The 19,044-nt window shown below is 62.3% G+C and carries 17 protein-coding genes and 3 pseudogenes; 9 read left to right on the top strand and 11 right to left on the bottom strand.

Translation table 11 applies throughout. The features are described 5' to 3' along the window. Window positions 1-94 precede the first annotated feature (94 nt). On the bottom strand, window positions 95-310 hold the full coding sequence (locus OUO20_RS05835; RefSeq protein ID WP_268003051.1) for a hypothetical protein: 216 nt from the start codon (window positions 308-310) through the stop codon (window positions 95-97). An 841-nt stretch (window positions 311-1,151) separates the two neighbouring features. On the opposite strand from OUO20_RS05835, the gene OUO20_RS05840 reads away from it, so the two are divergent. Next, entirely contained in the window at window positions 1,152-1,358 is a 207-nt protein-coding gene (locus tag OUO20_RS05840) for a ribbon-helix-helix protein, CopG family (RefSeq protein WP_240685144.1), read from the top strand. Continuing rightward, a complete protein-coding gene (locus tag OUO20_RS05845) occupies window positions 1,355-1,723 on the top strand; it encodes a type II toxin-antitoxin system death-on-curing family toxin (protein ID WP_268003052.1) in 369 nt (122 codons plus the stop codon). Before OUO20_RS05840 ends, OUO20_RS05845 begins: the two co-directional genes overlap by 4 nt. Before the next feature lie 692 nt (window positions 1,724-2,415). On the opposite strand, the gene OUO20_RS05850 is transcribed toward OUO20_RS05845, so the two are convergent. The 7 genes and pseudogenes from OUO20_RS05850 to OUO20_RS05880 form a co-directional block, all read right to left on the bottom strand. Next, window positions 2,416-3,015 (bottom strand): TetR/AcrR family transcriptional regulator, encoded by a 600-nt coding sequence (locus tag OUO20_RS05850; RefSeq protein ID WP_268003053.1) that lies wholly within the window; start codon window positions 3,013-3,015, stop codon window positions 2,416-2,418. 84 nt (window positions 3,016-3,099) lie between these two features. Further along, on the bottom strand, window positions 3,100-3,309 hold the full coding sequence (locus tag OUO20_RS05855; protein WP_268003054.1) for a hypothetical protein: 210 nt from the start codon (window positions 3,307-3,309) through the stop codon (window positions 3,100-3,102). Window positions 3,310-3,530: 221 nt separating this feature from the next. Further along, window positions 3,531-4,424 (bottom strand): alpha/beta fold hydrolase, encoded by an 894-nt coding sequence (locus OUO20_RS05860; protein ID WP_268003055.1) that lies wholly within the window; start codon window positions 4,422-4,424, stop codon window positions 3,531-3,533. A gap of 44 nt (window positions 4,425-4,468) precedes the next feature. Next, window positions 4,469-5,466: pseudogene (locus OUO20_RS05865) on the bottom strand (NADP-dependent oxidoreductase). A gap of 115 nt (window positions 5,467-5,581) precedes the next feature. After that, window positions 5,582-6,294 (bottom strand): annotated as a pseudogene (locus OUO20_RS05870) (SDR family oxidoreductase). Window positions 6,295-6,351: 57 nt separating this feature from the next. Then, window positions 6,352-7,428 carry an alkene reductase gene (locus OUO20_RS05875; protein ID WP_268003056.1) on the bottom strand — a complete coding sequence of 359 codons (1,077 nt, stop codon included), beginning with the start codon at window positions 7,426-7,428 and terminating at the stop codon, window positions 6,352-6,354. A gap of 200 nt (window positions 7,429-7,628) precedes the next feature. Further along, on the bottom strand, window positions 7,629-8,639 hold the full coding sequence (locus OUO20_RS05880) for a LacI family DNA-binding transcriptional regulator (RefSeq protein ID WP_268003057.1): 1,011 nt from the start codon (window positions 8,637-8,639) through the stop codon (window positions 7,629-7,631). 224 nt (window positions 8,640-8,863) lie between these two features. On the opposite strand from OUO20_RS05880, the gene OUO20_RS05885 reads away from it, so the two are divergent. The 7 genes and pseudogenes from OUO20_RS05885 (at window position 8,864) to OUO20_RS05915 (ending at window position 15,418) form a co-directional block, all read left to right on the top strand. Next, entirely contained in the window at window positions 8,864-10,222 is a 1,359-nt protein-coding gene (locus OUO20_RS05885; RefSeq protein ID WP_268003058.1) for an extracellular solute-binding protein, read from the top strand. 76 nt (window positions 10,223-10,298) lie between these two features. Further along, window positions 10,299-11,267 carry a carbohydrate ABC transporter permease gene (locus tag OUO20_RS05890; protein WP_268003059.1) on the top strand — a complete coding sequence of 323 codons (969 nt, stop codon included), beginning with the start codon at window positions 10,299-10,301 and terminating at the stop codon, window positions 11,265-11,267. A 17-nt stretch (window positions 11,268-11,284) separates the two neighbouring features. Next, window positions 11,285-11,923, top strand: a complete 639-nt coding sequence (locus OUO20_RS05895) for a carbohydrate ABC transporter permease (protein ID WP_268003490.1) — start codon at window positions 11,285-11,287, stop codon at window positions 11,921-11,923. Continuing rightward, window positions 11,839-12,150 carry a carbohydrate ABC transporter permease gene (locus OUO20_RS05900; protein WP_268003393.1) on the top strand — a complete coding sequence of 104 codons (312 nt, stop codon included), beginning with the start codon at window positions 11,839-11,841 and terminating at the stop codon, window positions 12,148-12,150. Before OUO20_RS05895 ends, OUO20_RS05900 begins: the two co-directional genes overlap by 85 nt. A 54-nt stretch (window positions 12,151-12,204) precedes the next feature. Further along, a complete protein-coding gene (locus OUO20_RS05905; RefSeq protein WP_268003060.1) occupies window positions 12,205-13,173 on the top strand; it encodes a family 43 glycosylhydrolase in 969 nt (322 codons plus the stop codon). A gap of 8 nt (window positions 13,174-13,181) precedes the next feature. After that, window positions 13,182-14,956: pseudogene (locus OUO20_RS05910) on the top strand (alpha-galactosidase); the annotation flags it as partial. Between the two features lie 135 nt (window positions 14,957-15,091). After that, on the top strand, window positions 15,092-15,418 hold the full coding sequence (locus OUO20_RS05915; RefSeq protein ID WP_268003394.1) for a hypothetical protein: 327 nt from the start codon (window positions 15,092-15,094) through the stop codon (window positions 15,416-15,418). Between the two features lie 274 nt (window positions 15,419-15,692). Here the strand turns inward: OUO20_RS05915 and OUO20_RS05920 are convergent, their stop codons facing one another. Genes OUO20_RS05920 through OUO20_RS05930 form a run of 3 tightly spaced genes read right to left on the bottom strand, consistent with a single transcriptional unit; the run spans window position 15,693 to window position 18,990 of the window. After that, entirely contained in the window at window positions 15,693-16,595 is a 903-nt protein-coding gene (locus OUO20_RS05920; protein ID WP_268003061.1) for a carbohydrate ABC transporter permease, read from the bottom strand. A gap of 8 nt (window positions 16,596-16,603) precedes the next feature. Next, window positions 16,604-17,533, bottom strand: a complete 930-nt coding sequence (locus OUO20_RS05925) for a carbohydrate ABC transporter permease (RefSeq protein WP_442781115.1) — start codon at window positions 17,531-17,533, stop codon at window positions 16,604-16,606. Then, the gene (locus OUO20_RS05930) at window positions 17,530-18,990 is read right to left on the bottom strand and encodes an extracellular solute-binding protein (RefSeq protein ID WP_268003062.1); all 1,461 of its coding nucleotides are present in this window, start codon (window positions 18,988-18,990) and stop codon (window positions 17,530-17,532) included. The genes OUO20_RS05925 and OUO20_RS05930 overlap by 4 nt, the downstream gene beginning before the upstream one ends. Window positions 18,991-19,044: the final 54 nt, after the last annotated feature.

The raw sequence follows: 19,044 nt of genomic DNA on the forward strand, positions 1-19,044 counted from the left end.
CTGCGACCTGTTGCCGGCAGCCCTCCGAAAAAAGTGCGAGTCTCGGCAATATATGGCGGCTTTTTGCGGCGTTCAATGTCGTCGTGATGAGCACCTATTGGTGGGGATGAGCGGCGGCCCTTACTTCGTCGATCGCCCAATGGAGGATCTGTAGGTCGAAGCTGTCCGGTTGGGTCAGGCCGTGCAGGTAGCCCTCGAATTCGACTGAACCGGCGCTTCCGCCGTTGGCCCAGTACTTTAGCCAGAGTTCGTCCAGGTAGTTTTTGTCCTGTTGGATGAGGTTTAGCGCTGTGAGTCGCGGATCTTCCATGATGGCCCCTTGAGTGTTGCGGCCGGCCCTTTCGGCGCGGCGTTGGTTCTTTCACCGTTGCCGCCGCTGCTGGAGCTGTTACCCATGGTGCCACACGCATGGACCGCCGACGGCTGTTCTTTTAGCGGCGGCCCACTGGTTTCTCGCCCTCTGCATGCGGGTATTTTCCGTGTAGGAGTCCAGAAGGCGCGGGCGAGCGAAGAAGGGCGGGGACTGTGGAGGAAATCCGGGAGGAGGCTTCGGAGTTGTTGAAGAGTGGTTATGTGAGTTTGCAGGAACTGTGGCTGGTCTTCAACGCTCACGGCGGCACCGTATCGGTGCCCGATCTGTGCGCCTTTGTCCTGGGGCTGACAGCTATGGGGGAAGCTGATATGCAATCTCTCCGCTTAACCCTGAGTAAGCTCCGGACAGAATAGCAACGGCGGATACCCGTTGCTCAAGCCCCTCAGGGCCTTAAATCTTGTCTCTTCTCTTTCCAGCTGTATCGGTGTCCATACGAATCAACCTATGCGGCGGCCGACTGCTCCGCCAGGCATATAAGGAGTCTACGCACCTTATCGCAGCGCAGCTCGAGGCAAAAGGGTTGTCTCGATAAACAACAGCTATTCAAGACACTGCCTCCGCCCTAAGTAGCCCAGTTGGAGTGGCGTCTGGACAGGTGTCTTGATGTTTTGGAAAGTTGTCTCGCCGCGTTTTGTCTTAGATAGATGCCCGAGAGGGTTTTCTGAGGCACGACGCCTCCAAACGATGTCCGATCCGGATCAGCCACTGAGGTCCAGGGTCTGTCTACCCGACATGGCGTCCAGCAGCGACGCGGGTACCGTTTTGGTACCATAGGCGTATGGCTATGAATCTCCGTGTTCCTGAAGACCTCGATCGGCGGCTGGAGAAGTTGGCTGCCGAGGAACACACGTCCAAGTCCGCGCTTCTGTTGCAGGGGGCCGAGTTGGTTCTGCAGCGCCACGCGCGCCGGCGTGAAATCAGTGAGGGCCTCGATTTTGTTATGAGTCATGATGCTGAGTTGCTGAAGCGCCTTGAGGACGCGTGACAGCGTATCTGGACATTGAGGATGCGCTTCAAGTAGTCGATCGGTACGGGTTTCATATCCGTGATGTCGGGTTGTTGGCCTCGGCGTTGGCCAGGCCGGCGACAACTGTCATGGGCGCGGAGGCTTATCCGGAACTCGCGGTGAAGGCGGCAGCCTTGTTGGAGTCGGTCGCCCGGTTCCATCCACTCATTGATGGAAACAAACGGACCGCGTGGACGCTCATGGTGCTCCTGCTCTGGATCAACGGTTACCGGCACAGCTTCGCCACAGATGAAGGCTTCGACCTCGTCGTTGGAGTCGCCGCGGGCACTATCGCCTTGCTGGACTCTGCCGCCGAGATTTCCCGGCATCTGGTGCCCCGGTAGTCCTTCGGTGCCCCCGCAAGGGGTGTGGACAATGTCCACACTTTTCGTTTCGTACTGGGCCAAACAGCCTTCGGACTGCCCCGGATTCCGCATGTTTTCGCAGGATCCCAGTGTTTGCAAGGGCTGGAATGTAGTTCGAGTCCCACCTCGGGCACGGCAGATCCCCTCGTCAGAGGGGTTTTGTGCTTTGACGTGTTGACAAAACTTGGTCTCGTCGCCCTGACGGGTTGGTTCGCCGGGCTGTGGCCTGGCCGCCGAGGGGCCTGTGCAGGTTTGTGGGGTAGCGGGGACGACATGACTTTGCTGGTTTTGGTTCGAAAAAGTCGCAAGAGGCTCTTCTGGACCGGTGGTGGTTGCGGGGCCTGTCCGGCCCAGATTGAGCAGTGCCGGAGCAACCAGCGAGCTCCGAGGGGCAACAGTGGGGCTGGCGCGGGTCGTGCACTAAGTGCGGAGCCGACCCGATCTCCGGTGCGCCGTGTGCTTGTTCCGCCCCACCAACCTAGGCTGCGAGTTGTCGCAAGCCCACGCTAGTTGCAGGCAAAGTAAAACTTCGCATGAGGACCTCTTAGTGACTTCCTGGCGTCAGGTTGGGTGTACGTCAACTGGGGTGATCAACTCACCAGCTGCCGGAGACATCGAAGGTTCCTATTATGTGTTCACACAGCCCCGTGCCTAAAGATTTTCGGACCGTCTCAGCGGGGTATCAGCAGGGCGATTTGTGTCCTGATTTCCTGCACGATCGGATCGACGTCCGATCCGGCATTCACACTTGCTGCCATGGTGACAAACATGATCGCCGAGACGATGCGCGCCTTCGTCGCAGCATCGGCAGCAGCCATTGTGTGGCGGCCCAGTATGGCGGCGATGGCCTCCTCGGTTTGGGCCACGATGGTGAGGGCTTCGTTGTGGTGTGGCTCCGTGGGGTCGCCGAAGACCATTTCCCGGAGGTAGAAGCGTCCGTTATCGATCTGGGTCCGGTTGCACTCCACGATCGGCCGCACGATGGCCATCACCGCGTCCAGGGGATCCTGGATGGCTCCAGCGTCAGCCCGTCCCCGTTGTAGGGCCTCGGCATAATGGGCGTTTTGAACGAGGAGGAGGAGTTCGCCTTTGGATTTGGCGTAAAGGAAGAGGGTTCCGGTACCAATGTCGGCTTTGTCGGCGATCTGCTGGGTGGTGACGTCCTCGACGCCGTGCTCAGCAAACAGCTCTGCGGCTGCGTCTTTGATGCGGCCCAGCTTTTCCTGTTTGTTCCGCTCGCGCCTGCCGAGCGGCGGGGATGTGACGGGCATGATGGCTCCTCGGGCGTAACTGACTGGACTCAGTATTGAGTATATCCTCGATATGTGGAGGGCCGGGCTGCCCGGCAGCCGTCTTTACTGTTCGAAGCGGGGGAGGATCTCGCCTTCCTTTACGTATGTCAGTGCTGCTTCAACTTCGTAGGCGTGGATGGCGGAGACCACTGGCGCCAGGTGAGGTGAGAGGCTGCGGACGGTGGTACTGGTGAAGAATGCGGCGCGTGCTGCCGGGTCGGCGAATCCCAGGATGATTGATGCGTGGAAGCCGCTGGCCTGCCGGGTTGTCATGGGCCACGTCGGGGGTATCCACATTTTTCGCGATCCAAGGCATGAAGGACTGGTTTCGCAGTTCCTTCAGCGTCCGGGTGCCAACCAAGGCGGGCACAAGTCTGTTTCCTACGGTCCGCGTGACTTCCGCGATGCCGTCGATCTTCCAGTCCGCCGGGATGGCGGTCTCCATGCCTGTGGTTGCGGGCCAGATGCCGGGGTTGTGCTCGGTGGGGCGCCCATTAGGGCCTACATTCGCGGGTGTTGTGGTCAGGGGAGAGGAATTCGACGACGGCGGGTGTGAACTTGGCGTGGTACTGGAAGATACCACCGTGGCCCGAGTCGGGGTAGATGATCAGTTGGGATCCCTTGATGCGTTGGTGCAGTTCGTCGGAGAGCTTGGAGGGCACCATGCGGTCGTTGTCGCCGTTGGCGATGAGGGTGGGTTGGGTGAGGGTGGACAGGTCGGACGGGGCCGACCGGCCGTACTTCCGGATTGCGCTCAGCTGCGTCTGGAAGGCGCGGGGGCTGATTGGTTTGTCACGATGATTCGTTCTTTCCTGAAGCCGTTGGACAAACGCCTTTGCGGCGGTCTTGCCGGCGGTGTTGCGGTTGAAGAAGAGGAATTCCTTGGGGTCGGACCGGGTCAGTGCCGCCCGCAGTATGTCCCAGTAGGTGGTGCCCACGACCTTGTCGATGTCCTTACCGCCCCGCGGACCGGTTCCGGTCAGCACGAGCTTGCGGACAAGATCGGGATGTTTGGTGACCAGGTCCTGGGCGACCATGCCGCCCAGTGAGAAGGAGAAGACATCAATCGTGTTGAATCCGAGGGCCTGGATGAAGGTGTAAGCGTCGTCGGCCATTTCTTCGATGCTGCCAGGGACGTGTCCGCTGGAAGCGCCGACGCCGGGCTGGTCGAAGGTGATGACGTGGCGGTTCCTGGCGATGGGATCGATGATGCGGGGGTCCCAGTTATCAAGGGTGCCTGCCAGATGAACGAAGAACACGACGGGAATGCCGCCTTTTGGCCCAAGCTCGCGGTAGGCGTAACTGACGCCTCCTGCGGTGATGGTCCTGGCGGGTGCCTGGGCGTATGAGGTGACAACGGGCTCGTTCGGGGGACTGGTGTCTTCCATGGCGGTGTTTCTCCTGGATCTTGGTTTGAGTGGCTGGCGCTGGGTCACGTGGTGAGGGTGAGTACTGCTTTGCCCCGGAAGCCTCCCGCCGCCAGGGATTCCAGTGCCTCCGGCGCCTGGTCGAAGGGGGAAACTTTCCCGACGACGGGGCGCAATACTCCAGAGTCCACCAGTTTGCTGATCTGCCGCAGCTGGTTTCCGTTGGCGCGCATGAAGAGGAATTCATAGCTGACGCCGAGCTTCCTGGCTTGCCTCCGAATCTTGCTGCTGAGGCCGGTGATCGCCAGGCGCAGCAGGGGTTGAGGCCGGCTTCGTGGGCGAAGGCCGGATCGGGCGGTCCTGCAATTCCGATCGCCTTTCCGCCGGGCTTGAGGATGCGCAGTGATTTCTGCAGGTTCTGCCCTCCGAGGCTGTCGAGCACCAGATCGTAGCCACTCAGAAGCTGCTCGAAATCCTCGGTGCGGTAGTCGATAACGATGTCAGCACCGAGGTCCCGTACGAAACCGGCGTTGGAGCTGCTGGCTGTGGTTGCAACGGTCGCGCCGAGATGTTTGGCGAGCTGGATGGCGATGGAACCGACTCCGCCTGCGCCGGCGTGAATGAGGACTTTCTGTCCTGGCTGGACATGGCCGCGCTCCACGAGTGCCTGCCATGCCGTGAGGGCTACCAGGGGGAGCGAGCCTGCCTCCGCCATGCTGGCGGACACGGGCTTGAGTGCAAGGTCTTCCTCCGCGACGGCAATGCGTTCGGCGAACGTCCCGATGCGATCCTGGTGTGGACGGGCGTAGACCTCGTCGCCGGGCTTGAATCCCGTGACCTTTGACCCGACTCGCAGCACGGTCCCCGCGACGTCGTTGCCAAGGATCAGCTTGAGTTTGTAGGGAAGGATCTGCTTGAACTCCCCAAGGCGGATCTTCTCGTCGAGTTGGTTCAGGCCGGCCGCCTGCACCTGGACCAGCACGTCCCGTTCGCCGACGACAGGCTCAGCTACCTCGGCTTCGTGGAGGGGTTCCTTGTACTTGGTAATGACGAATGCCCGCATGCCGCGATGCTCCTTCTTTAGATGACTATAATCAATTATGAGTACGCTCAGTTAAAAGTCAAACATTCAAAGATCCGCCGTGGTGATGGTGCCCATCACCACGGCGGATCAATTACTAAGACTTCCCGGACGCAAGTTGGGGATAAAGCGCCTCGATGGGGGCGCTGAGGCCGGCCTTGAGTTGCACGGACGTCTCGTCGGCGAGGACCTCGTACTCACCGGCTTCGACGGCATCCAATACCGCGGTGACCAAATCGGCCGGGTCCATCTTGGGGTCGGTGGAGTGCGCGGCCATGGCCGTATCGACGTAGCCCACGTGGACTCCGACCACGTGCACCCCTTCCGGTGCGAGTTCCAGGCGCAACGAGTTGGTGGCAGACCAGAGGGCGGCCTTGGTGGCGCTGTAGATGCCGCCGACGGCGTACCAGCTCATGGCGGAGTGGATGTCGATGATCGCGGATTTCCCCTTCGCTGCCAGGATCGGCGCGAACGCGCGGGCGAGGAAGAGCGGCCCGAGGAAGTTCGTCTCCACATTGGTCCGGATCTCGGCGTCGGTGTGGGTCAGGATGCCGGGGGTTGCAACGGACGCTCCAGCGTTGTTGATCAATACTGTGACGTCGCCCGCAGCCTCGACGGCGGCCCGTATGGAGGCCGGGTCAGTGATGTCAAGGGTCAGTGGGACGATGCGTCCGTCCTCCCAGGTGCGGGGGTGCGGGCGGTGGCGTAAACCTTGCTGGCGCCGCGTGCGAGGGCTGCGTGGACGAAGTGGGTTCCGATGCCGCCGTTCGCACCGGTGACGAGGACGACTGCTTCATTAAGCGAGTTCATTTCGTGACTTTCTTGTGTTGATGTTCATCCGTGCCGGTTGGCGTGAATGGTGTGGGGTTAGGCGTTGGCAAGGGCCGGATAGTCGGTGTACCCGGCTGCACCGCCGCCGTAAAGGGTGCTGGGATCGACCGGATTCAACGGAGCGTTTGAGCGCAGGCGCTCAACGATGTCGGGATTGGCCAGTGCGAAACGGCCCAATGGGGCCACGTCCGCAAGGCCGGCCGCAACGTCGTCGGCTATCTGCTCTCGGTTGCGTCCGTAGCGGACGACGAGCACCGCCGTCGGCCATATGTTCCTGAGGGAGCGGAGCAGTTCGTCGTCGCCTACATGGTGAAGGTGCAGGTATGCCAGGTTCAGGGTCGCGAGCTCGGCTACCAGGTGCCGGTACTGGGCGCGCACCCTCTCGGTGTCGCCCTCGTTGATTCCACCCAGTGGCATGGCGGGGGAGAGGCGGATACCTATCCTGTCTGCGCCGATTTCATCGGCCAGGGCCTGGGCGAGTTCGATCACGAACCTCGACCGGTTTTCTATTGATCCGCCGTACGCGTCGGTGCGGTGGTTTGCGTTGGGGGAGAGGAACTGGTGGAGGAGATAACCGTTCGCTCCATGGATTTCAACTCCGTCGGCGCCGGCGGCGATGGCCGATGCTGCCGCGTGGCGGAAGTCAGCCACGGTGGCATGGATTTCTTCAACGCTCAACGACCTGGGTGTCGGCGTTTTCTGGGGTCCGGTCGGCGTGAGAATATCCTGGCCTGCGGAGATCGCCGAGGGCGCCACGGGCTGACGGTGGTGAGGAGTGTTGTCCGGGTGGGACATGCGGCCCGCATGCATGAGTTGGATGAACACCGCCCCGCCGCGGGCGTGAACTGCTTCGGTGACGCCTCGCCAGCCCTCGACATGCTCGGGTGTGTAGATCCCCGGTGTGTTGGCATAGCCCTGTCCGTCTGCCGACGGCTGCGTGCCCTCGGTAATGATCAATCCCAAGGAGGCGCGCTGCCCGTAGTACTCGGCCGCTAAGTCACCCGGCGCGCCATCAGGGCTGGAGCGGTTTCTGGTCATGGGTGCCAGCGCCAGCCGATGGGAGAGGTCAAGGCGGCCAAGGGTAAGTGGTTGCCACAGGGCGGAAAAGGTCACGGGGTAGTCCTTTGCGTTCGATGTATCAGAGCATCACCGCCGTCCAGCCACAGTTCGGGCGACGTGGACGCTAAGACCTGCCAATGCGTCCGCACGTTGGTGACTACACTCATAACTGAGTGCGCTCAGGATATATTCCCATGAGAATCAGAAGGGCAAAAAACGAAGGAAGCTGAAGGAAAGCTACCTGGGCTCCAGGGTCAGCAGCCGCATGATCTGCGAACAATGAGTTCGGTGGCGAGTAGCTCGATCCCGCCGGCGGGTTCTTCCGTTGACAATGCGGCCGCAAGCACCCGCTCGGCAATCCGGTCGATGGGCTGGCGCACAGTGGTCAGCTGCGGCCAGCTGAATTCCGATTCGGATGTCCCATCGAACGAAACGACGGCAATATCGTCCGGTATGGACAGGTTGGCCTCGTGAATGGCCCGCAGTGCGCCCACGGCAAGAAGGTCGGAGCTTGCAAAGATCGCTGTGGGCGGTTTCGGCAGTGCCAGCAGGCGGCGGGTTGCTTCATATCCGCCCTGGCGGGTGAAGTCGGTGAGTTCGGCCGGCCCCTCCGGCAGGCCTGCCTCGGCAAGGGCCTTCTTCCAGCCATTCTGCCGCGGGTCCGGGCGCGCAGGATCAATATCCCTGCCCACCAATATGCCGATGTCTTGATGCCCGTGACCGATCAGGTGCTTGACGCCGATGGTGGCTCCCTGCTCAAAGTCGGTACTGATGATTGGTATGCCATGGACGATGCTGGACTGGTCGATAAGCACGCGGCGAATACCCTGGACCTGCATTGCCGCGACCTCGCTCGGTGGCAGGACTGTTGCGAGGATGATCGCGTCAACCTGGCGGGATACGAGATTGACCGTATTCTGTCGCTCGGTCTCGGCGTCGGTCCGGGAGTTTGCCGTGAGGAGGGCGTAGCCGCGGGCCGCCGCCGCCTGTGCGATGGTATCCGTCAGTTCGGCGAAGTACGGGTTGGTGCTGTCCGGGACAATGATCCCCAACAGGCGGGCGGAGCCCATGGTCAGGGCGCGGGCGGTTGCGTTGGGCTGGTACTGAAGTGCCCTGATGGCTTCCCGGACGCGTTCGGCTGTGGCTGCCGCAACCGGCTTGGGTCCGCCATTGATCACATAACTGACGACGGCGGTGCTGACGCCCGCATATCGGGCAACGTCAGTCCGTGTGACTTTTCCGGAACCTATCTGCATGCTTGCCATCAAGAACACCTTTCACCTCATTGTTTGATTGAGTCTACCCGGGTGGACTCAGTAGCAAAGGACCAAATCCACCTTATTTGAGGGAAAAAACTATCTCTTGCGGACACTAGTCTACCCGCGTAGACTGCATTTGCAGCAGTGAGAAGTGACCCTCCTCATGCCCCGCCTGACGATATCCAGGCATCGAAACGCTTCCATAAGTTCCATATTTCCCAGAGGAATCAATGATGATGACCATTTCAAAATCCCGTCGCGGGGTACGGACCATTGCAGCCACGGCTGCAGTTTCCGTGGCGGCACTGACATTGGCCGGCTGCGGTGGACCGGATGCCGGCAACGCCGGCCCATCCGTCCAAGCCGGGTCCGGTGAGGGCACGATCAACGTCTGGGCCGTAGATGGCCAGGCGGCCGAGAATGACGCGTTGAAGAAGATCATCGCCAACTTCGAAACGTCCCAGAACAAGATCAAGGTAAATCTCAAGCTGTTCCCCTCGGACCAGTACACCAAAGCAGTCAACTCGGCGGCCCCGGGCGACCTGCCGGATGTACTCGACTTCGACGGGCCCACATTGGCCAGTTTCGTGTACAACGGCAAGATGGCACCCTTGACGGGCTCCGTCTCCCAAGAGTCACTCTCCAATCAGACGGACTCCATCAAGGCGCAGAACACTGTTGACGGTGCTGTGTACGGCGTTGGCATGATGAATGCAGGCCTCGCCCTGTGGGGCAACAAGAAACTCCTTGATGCTGCGGGCGTCGCGTACCCGACCACGCCCGAGAAGGCTTGGACAGCTGAGGAGTTCACCGGGGTCCTGGATAAGCTCGCTGCCGTCGTCCCAGGGGGAAAGCCGCTGGACCTGTCTGAACAGTATGGCTTCGCTGGGGAGTGGGGAACGTGCTGTTCTGCCGGGCCGGTCATCTGGTCAGGTGGTGGCACGATGCTCAAGGACAACAAGGCAGCCGGTGCGTTGGATTCCGATGCCAACGTCAAGTCACTGACGACGTTCGCATCGTGGAAAAAATACACGGATCCGAATGCTGACGGCCTGGCGTTCCCGAACGGCCGGGTTGCGCTGAGTTGGGTGGGCCACTGGACGTATCCCACCTACAAAACCCTGGGCAGCGATCTGGTGTCAATTCCGTTGCCTAATTTCGGGAAAGGAACCAAGACTGCGTCGGGTACTTTCGCGTGGGGCATGGGCGCCTCCACCAAGAACGGCGCCGCGTCCGGGAAGTTCCTGGACTTCCTGATGTCCGACGAAAGCGTCCGCATCTACACCGACGCCAACGGAGCTCCCCCGGCGACCAAAACGGCTTTGGCAGCTTCGAGCCTCTACGGTCCCGGCAAGAAACTGGAATTGCTTGGCAACCAGTTGGGCAAGGCCTGCGGTCCCGAAGACCAGATCACCGAGACGTGTGTCAGCGTCACCCGGCCGGTGACCGCCGGCTACCCCATCGTGACGGACCAGGTCGGTAAAGCAGAAGCCGCCATCTACTCAGGCAAGGACGCCAAGGAAGCCTTGAGCGCCGCGGCCCGCGCCATCGACCAGAACTTCGCCGACAACGACGGTTACAAGAAATAGACCTCCGCAGCAGTCCGGCCGCCCCACTTCAGGGTGGCCGGACCCGCCGGACTCGCTCCCAGCGAAAGCCTCCATCATGACCACTGAAACCCGAAATATCCCGGCCCCCGCAGCGGCGCCGGCCAAGCGAAAGTCATCCGGCAGTCTTACCGGCCACCGGTTCGCGGGTCCACTGTTCGCCAGCCCGGCCCTGATCGGCCTTGCCATCTTCCTCGTGGCGCCGTTTGTGCTCGCGATCGTCCTGTCCTTCTACCGGGTGCAGCTCAACAGCCCGCGGCCCGCACGGTTCGTAGGATTTGAACAGTACACACGCCTGTTTAGCGATCCTGACCTGTCCGCAGCCTTCGGCCATGCACTGCTGAACAACTTCACCTTCGCCGTCATTGTTGTTCCGGTGCAGACGGTTCTGGCCTTGGCCCTGGCCGTCCTGGTCAACCGCAAGCTGCGCGGCATGGTGGTCTTCAGGACCTTCATCTTCATGCCATTGGTCTTCCCGCTGGCACTGACCGCCGTGATCTGGCGGCTGATCTACTCCCGCGGCGACGAGGGGCTCCTGAACTCCATCCTGGGGCTGATCAGTGGCGGCGCTTTGTCCAGCCACGACTGGCTCGGCAGCCCCTCCACAGCGCTCGCTTCCATCATTGTCATGTCGATCTGGCAGAGCGTAAGTTTCCAAATGATCATTGTCCTGGCGGCCCTGCAGAGCGTTCCTGCCGAACTCTACGAAGCCGCATCGCTGGACAGGGCAAGCAAGTGGCAGCAGTTCCTTAACGTCACTGTTCCCGGCATACGCAACACCCTGATCTTCGTTGCACTCATCACCACCATCTTTTCGTTCAGGCTGTTCGACCAGGTCTACCTGCTGAGCCGTTCCGGCAGCGTTGACCGTGCTTCCACCGAGACCGTCATGACGCAAATCATCAACACAGGATTCGATAACAACAACGTGGGCCAAGCCGCTGCCATGACTGTCATTTTCATGCTGATCATCACCGTGATCGCAATCATCCAACGCGCCGCCGTGCGCCAGCGGGGAGGGGTCTGATGACGATGTCCAAGACTATGGAGCGGACCCGGCGATCCAGCAGCGTGAAACGTACCCGCCGCTGGCAAACAGCACTCCATTACCTGATCCTGACGGTTGTCGCGCTGTTCTTCTTCCTGCCCGTCTACTACCTGATTGTTGGCAGCTTCCGGCCATCCTCAGAGGTTCTGAGCGGCCTGAGCGGCTTCGTGCCAACCAACTTGTCCTTCGCCAACTACGCCGGCGTTTTCGACCACCTCAGTTCAGATGCCACCGGCCACTTCGTCCAGTTCGCGCTTGTTTCGATCGTCGTCACCACGGCCGTGGTTGCCGGCAGCCTGATCGTGAATTCCATGGCGGCCTACTCGTTCGCGAGGATGAAATGGCGCGGCAAGAAGGTGCTGTTCCTGCTGGTGATCATCCTGACCATCATCCCGTTCGAAGCCGTCGCTCTTCCCTTGTACTACATGTTTTCGGGACAGCGGGACACTGTCATCATCCAGGCGATTCCGTTCATAGCCAACGCGTTCTCGATTTTCTCTTCTACACGTTCTTCCTGGACGTCCCAGGCGAGATCGAAGAGGCCGCGAGGCTGGACGGAGCCGGGCCTCTCAGGACGTTCTTCCAAGTCATCGTCCCGATCACCAAGCCGGCATTCGCCACAGTGGCCATCCTGACGTTTCTCGCCCAGTGGGGCTCGTACCTGTGGCCAGTCCTGATGGTCTCAGACCCGACCGTCCGGCCACTGCCGTTGGCGATAAGCATCTTCCAAAACCAGCAGCCTCCCGAATGGGGCCAGGTACTGGCGTTCGGCACGATGTTTATCGTCCCGGTGCTGGCAGTCTTCCTGATCTTCCAGCGATGGTTCGTCGCCAGTATCAGCAGCTCCGCCATCAAGGGCTGACGCACCGCGTCGACTTCACCGGCCCACCTCAACGAACAGAATGGATGCATTACCTTGGCCTTCAGCCTCAAAGACTCATGGGTGTGGGACTTCTGGATCGCCGACGACGGCGCCACGTTCCACATGTACTACCTCCACGCCCCCAAGAGCCTGGGAGACCCGGCACTGCGGCACCGCAATGCCCGGATCGGCCACGCGACCTCAAAGGACCTGGTCACGTGGGAACCCCAAGGCGTGGTCCTGCAGCCAGATGATCCGGAGGCGTTCGACGCAACGTCCACCTGGACGGGCAGCGTGGTCCAGGGCCCGGACGGGATGTGGCGGATGTTCTACACCGGCGCCCGCTTCTACGACACCCACAACATCGAGGCCATCGGTGTTGCAACGTCCCCGGACCTCTACACCTGGACCAAGCAACCCGCCGTCGTGATTGAAGCGGACGGCCGCTGGTACGAACGATACGGGGACAGCAGCTGGCCGGAAGAGGCATGGCGGGACCCCTGGGTCTTCGCCGACCCGGACGGCGACGGCTGGCACATGCTGATCACCGCCCGCGCGAATGAAGGTGAGGATGACAACCGAGGCGTCATCGGACACGCAGTCTCACCCGATCTCTCCTCCTGGGAAGTCAGGCCACCCCTCAGCCGGCCCGGCGCCGGCTTCGGGCACCTCGAGGTTCCCCAGACCCTGGTGCTTGACGGCAGGAACCTCCTCGTGTTCTCGTGCGGCGTGGAGACACTTTCCGCCGGGAAGGCTGAGGGGTTCGACGGCGGCGGCATCTGGAGCCTCGAAACCCGCCAGCCCAGTGGTCCCTTCGATATCGCTTCCGCCGCTGTCGTCACTACCGCGCCGCTCTACAGCGGAAAGCTGGTCCAGGACCGGTCCGGACAATGGTTCATGATGGCCTGCCATGACGCCAACAGCGACGGCACGTTCGACGGCATCGTGTCCGACCCCTTGCCGGTGCACTGGGATCCCGAACGGGGAGCCCTGGCCATCGTCCCGTCGCCCACGAACCCATGAGGACTTCCATGCCCGCCCGCCACCCTGGAGCGATCCTGCATCTGACAGCGGGTGGAGTGTCCGTGGTCCTGGACGCCAGGGACGGCCAATTGCCCGCTATCGTGCACTGGGGCGAACAACTGCCGGTGCTGACTGCCGAAGAGGCCCGGACACTGGTGGGCGCCAGTACGCCCGTCGCAGGGTCGAGTACCATCGACGTCCCGCCCCGGCCCGGCCTCCTGCCCGGACAGGACTCAGGCTGGATGGGGCGCCCAGGACTACGCGGGTCCTTCGACGGTGTGGGCTGGTCACCGAAATTCAAGGTACACACAGTGACCCTCGATGGCGCACCAGTGACCGGGTTCGCACCCGCCGGAGCAGGTCGCGTGCTGGTCGGCGCAATCGACGACGCGCAACGGTTGCGCCTTGACCTGACATTGGACCTGCTTCCCGGCGGCCTGATGCGCAGCCGGGCGAAACTGACCAATTTGCACGAGAAAACGTATGCGGTCGACGAGGTCTCCGTGGCCTTCCCTATTCCCGCTGAGGCAACGGAACTGCTCGATTTCGCGGGCAGCCACAACTTTGAACGGGTTTCACAGCGCGGAACCCTGCGCACAGGGACGCACCTGCGTGAGAACCGAAAGGGCCGGACCGGGTCTGACAGCGCCTTCATCCTGCACGCCGGAACTCCCGGATTCGGCTTCGGCCACGGCGAGGTCTGGGCGGTGCACACGGCCTGGAGCGGAAACCACCTGCATTATGCGGAGCGCTTTTTTGGCGACCAGCTGCTCGGTGGCGGGGAACTGCTTCTTCCGGGCGAGGTCCGGCTGGGCCCTGGAGATACCTATCAGTGCCCCTGGGTTTACGCCTCCTACGGGACCGGCCTTGACGCCGTCGCCAAGCGTTTCCATGCCCATGTGCGGAGCCGCACTTCTCCGGTCTCCGCCGATCGCCCCGTGACCCTGAACGTGTGGGAGGCAGTCTACTTCGACCATGAAGAAGAAAACTCCTCGACCTGGCGGAACATGCAGCTGCCGCCGGCGTTGAGCGCTTCGTGCTCGACGACGGCTGGTTCGGTTCGAGGCGCGACGACACCTCGGGGTTGGGGGACTGGGTCGTCTCCCCGGACGTGTGGCCGGCCGGGCTCCACCCGCTGGTGGACCGCGTCCACGCACGTGGAATGCAGTTCGGACTATGGTTCGAACCCGAGATGGTCAACCCGGACAGTGATGTGGCCCGCGACCACCCGGAGTGGATCATGGCGGCCCGCTCCGACTGGCCCATGGAATCACGCAACCAGCAGGTCCTCAACCTCGGAATCCCAGAGGCGTACGAGCACGTCAAGAAGCAGATCCTCGCGCTCCTCGCCGAATACAAGCTGGACTACATCAAATGGGACCACAACCGGGACCTCATTGAGGCTGGAAACCAGCTGGAGGGTGGCCGTCCGGGTGTTCACCGGCAGACCTTGGCGTTCTATGCGCTGCTGGAGGAGATCCGTTCGGAACACCCCGACCTGGAGATTGAATCATGCTCCTCGGGAGGAGCGCGCATAGACCTCGGCGTACTCGAGCACACTGACAGGGTCTGGGTGTCTGACAACATCGATCCCCACGACCGGCAGACAATGCTCCGCTGGACCACGCAGCTGTTGCCGCCCGAATACCTGGGATCACACATTGCATCAGGCCGTTCCCACACCACCGGCCGCCAACACGACCTTGCGTTCCGCGCCGGCACCGCCGTCTTCGGGCACCTCGGTGTTGAGTGGGACCTTACCATCGCCACCGACGAGGAACTCGACCACCTGCGCCGGTGGATCTCCTTCTACAAACACGAACGTGCACTGCTGCTCACCGGCGACGTGATCCGCATGGACGGCCCCGATTCCCAGGTGTTTATTCATGGAGTCGTCAGTCCGGATCGCTCGGAAGCGATGTTCGCGCAAGCCGCCTTGGACAGCCTCTACCCGGACCCGGCCGGGCGCCTCCGCTTCCGCGGACTCGACCCGACAGTGAGGTATAAGGTGGCGCCGGTCTTTACCGGACCCACCCCATCCGGACTGGTGCCGCCGGAATGGTGGGGCCAACCAACGTCCGCCGGAGTGCCCATTGCGCGGACGTCCCTGCGGGCGACCGTCCAGGACGACGTGACTTTTCCGGGCGCTGTGTTCGCAGGCAGTTCACTGGAAAAGGTGGGCGTCGCCTCACCAAGAATCCACCCCGATCAGGTGGTCCTGTACAGGCTTTCCACAGTCGACTAAGCCAGCCTTGGCGCAGACGGAACTTTGGCGGCGGCACTCTCCTCAGCGCCGTCGTCGAAGCGCGCCCCGCGTGCCGAACAGCGGCGGGTAGTCTAGGACGCCTGTGATGGAGCTAAACGACGAGCTCCGCGTGCCTTTAACGTCTAAACGGAGCTTGATTCTCGTCGCTCTGAGGGTTCTGTCGCGGGCTGTGGCCGGGCCGCCGCGGTGCTCGCCGTGCCGTCCCGAGATGATGCACCCCACTGCGTGGGCGTGTTTCTTTCCTACAGCACCGCTACTTGCTGGCGCCGGCGGTGAGGCCTTCTCGCAGGGTTCGTTGGCCGAAGATGAAGACGACCAGAGCCGGCAGCATGGACAGGATCACGCCGGCGAGGACCACCGAGATGCTGCCGGTGCCGAGGTTGCCCTGGAGCGTGACCAGGCCGAGGGGAAGGGTGAAATTCTGTTCGCTGATGGTGAGGATCAGTGGCCGGAAGAACTCGTTCCAATGGAAGTTGAAGGCGAGGATCCCGACGATCGCCATGCCGGGGACCGCCAGGGGGACGTAGACCAAACGGAAGATCCGCCACGGCCCGGCACCGTCCAGGGCTGCTGCTTCGGCGAAGTCGTTCGGCAGGCCAAGGAAGTACTGGCGCATCAGGAAGGTGCCGAATGCTGTGGGAATGGCCGGAAGGATCAGGGCCAGCAGGGTGTCGGACAGGCCCATTCCACGGATCAGCATGAACACCGGGACGATGGTGACCTGCACCGGGACCATCATGGTGGCCAGCACCAGCGAGAAGATGGCGTTCTTACCGCGGAAGTCCAGGCGGGCGAAGGCGTAGCCGGCCAGGGTGGCCGACGCCATCTGGCCAAGTGCGATCAGGCCGGTCACCAGGGCGCTGTTCAGGACCAGGAGGCCGACGTTGATCTGCTTGAACACATCCTGGTAGGCGGTGACGTCAGGGTTGATGGGCAGGATGGAGGGCGGCAGGTTGAACGATTCCGACGGCGTTCGCAGCGACGTGGACAAGGTCCACAGGACAGGGCCGAGGGTCAGCGCCGCTGCCACGGCCAAGGCGGCGTATCTGCCGACAGTGCTGGCTGAGGGCAAGCGGCGGGGCGTACGGGTCGCGGGCGGTTCGGCGGTGGAACCGGAAGGCAAGCCGGTCCCGGTGTGCAGGGTCTGGCTGGACATGGGGGACCTCACTGGTAGAAGACGAAGCGGCGGCTAAGGCGGAATTGCAGGGCGGTGACGGCAAGGATCAGCACGGTGAGTACCAGGCCGATGGCGGAGGCTTTGCCGAACTCCAGTTGCTGGAAGGCGGATTCGAAGATGACCATGACGGCGGTCCGGGTGGAGTCGCCGGGGCCGCCGTTGGTCAGGACATAGGGCTGGTCGAAGACCTGCAGGGCGCTGATGATGGCCATGACGGACGCCACGAGCACCGTCGGGCTGATCAGCGGAAGGGTCACGTTGCTGAACTGTTTCCAGCCCGTGGCACCATCCAGGTTCGCTGCTTCATGCAGTTCTTTCGGGATATTGGTGAGGGCGCCAAGGAAGAGCAGGAAAGAGAACCCGAAGTTCTGCCACAAGTAGACCAGGACGACGACGGCGGCGGACGCCGCGGGGCTTGTCAGCCACGGCACAGCGGGGATCCCGACGAGTGACAGGAGCCAATTCACCACGCCGAATTGTTCGTTGAACATGTACCGCATGAAGATGGACACCGACGCGGCGGACAGGACCAGGGGAAAGAAGAAGGTGGAACGGAGGAATACCCTCAGCCAGGACGGCATCCTGGCCTGAAGCATGGAGGCCAGGCCAAGGGCGATGCCCAGTTGAAGGACTACCGCCACAATCACAAACCCGATGGTGTTCAGGAAGGACACGCGGACGGTGGGGTCCTGTGCCAGTGAGGCGAAATTGGCGAAACCGACGAACTGTGGTGCCGAAATGATGTCCCAGCGGAAGAAAGCCAGGACCAGCGAAGCAATGATCGGCAGGAAGGTGAAAAGGGCCATCCCGATCACCGTAGGAGCAAGGAAAATCCTTGCAAGCCGCCGCTCGACAAAGGACCGGCGCACGGCCGGTGGCTTCATGGTTGGCCGCGGGACGGTGGACGTGGTGGTCATGAATTCCTCCTCAGGGCCAGTTCGAGGTCACGTTGAAGGTTGCCCATCGCTGTCCGTACATCGGCGGAGCTGCCGCTGACCGCGGTGGAGACGTTCTTCATCAGGGCAGTTTCGACGGCCGCCTGCTGCGGTGGGGCGGGGATCGGACCGGAGGTGGGGAACCTGTCCAGGGTGTCGTAGAAGACTTTCCAGTGCCGCGGCCCGGTGGCGGCGTAGAAGGACTCGTTGACCATCGAACGGCGTGTGGGGGTGGTGTTCGGTTTGGGAATGGCCAGTTGCATCGCTTCGCGGCTGGAGCAGAACTTCACCCATTCCCAGGCCGCGTCCTTGTCTTTCGCAGTGCGCATGATCGCGTAGCCGGCAGCGCCGAACTGGTGCCGCTGGGTCCGCCAGCGCGGGAAGAACTGCACGTCGAACTGATCGGCGGTCATCCCGGCCTCGTGCAGGCCCTGCGCCCAATAGCCACCGGCCGGCGTCGTGCCGATGCGGTTGTTGCCGAACAGGCCCACCAGGGCGTTGCCGCCCCCGGATTCGGGCCGCACGCCAAGCCCTTCGGCTACCAGTTCACGCAGATAGTCGAAGGTCTCGACCACCCGCCCGTCCTCGGCGTTGGGGGCCAGCCACTGGTACCCGCCGCCGCGGGTCCCACGGGCAGGATCGCTCGGGTAGAAGCGGTCCCAAAGCCAGTCCCCGCCGGGAGCCTTTGTTTCGGACAGGAAGCTGGTGTCATTGGCGTAAAGCCACGGGACAACCCCGCCGAAAAGCCGGTTGGTCCAGTAGTACGGGGTGAAGTCAGCCGGCCGGGCCTTGCGCAGGGCTCGCAGTGTGGCGCTGAAGTCGTCCTTGGTCCAGTCGTCCCTCGGCCGGTCAAGGCCGGCCTGCGCGAAGGTGGTGGTATTCAGGTACATGTTCGCCGCGTTCCAGTCCAGGGGAAGCTGGTACAGGCTTCCCTGGTACATGAAGGCTTCCAGCAGGCTCGGATGAACGTCGTTAAAGTAGTCGCTCATCGCCGCGGCGTCCCGGCGGACATATCCATCCAGAGGCTCGGCCAGCTTGTCGGCGAACAACTGGGCGCCTTCGGTGGCGACATAGACCACATCCGGGGGCGTGCCCGCGGCCACCATGGTCAGGATCTTGGAAAAGAAGTCCTTCCAGTCCGCACCCTGAATCGCCTGCAGCCGCACTGGGATGTCGGGATGGGCGGCGGTGAAAGCCTGGATCAGGCCCTGGCGTCCCGCCGCATCCGCTGCCGTTCCCAGAATGGCGATGTTCAGGGCCTTGCTGCTGCGGCCCGGAATGTCAGCGCCGGTAAGTCGGGGCCAGGCCCCCACAGGGGCCCCCACCACGGCGAGCCCGCCCAGGCCCAGCATGGAACGCCGGGTGAGTTGCGCAAACCTGCTGCTGGACGGCAGCGAATGCGCAGGGGCTTGGTGCCCCGGTGTCTTTTCAGACGTCATTGTTGGCTCCTCCTAACAGGGTAAACGGCGTCCTTTACTTTTGTTGCCCGCAGG

It is taken from the genome of Arthrobacter sp. FX8, from assembly GCF_026723805.1.
Taxonomy (GTDB): Bacteria; Actinomycetota; Actinomycetes; order Actinomycetales; family Micrococcaceae; genus Arthrobacter.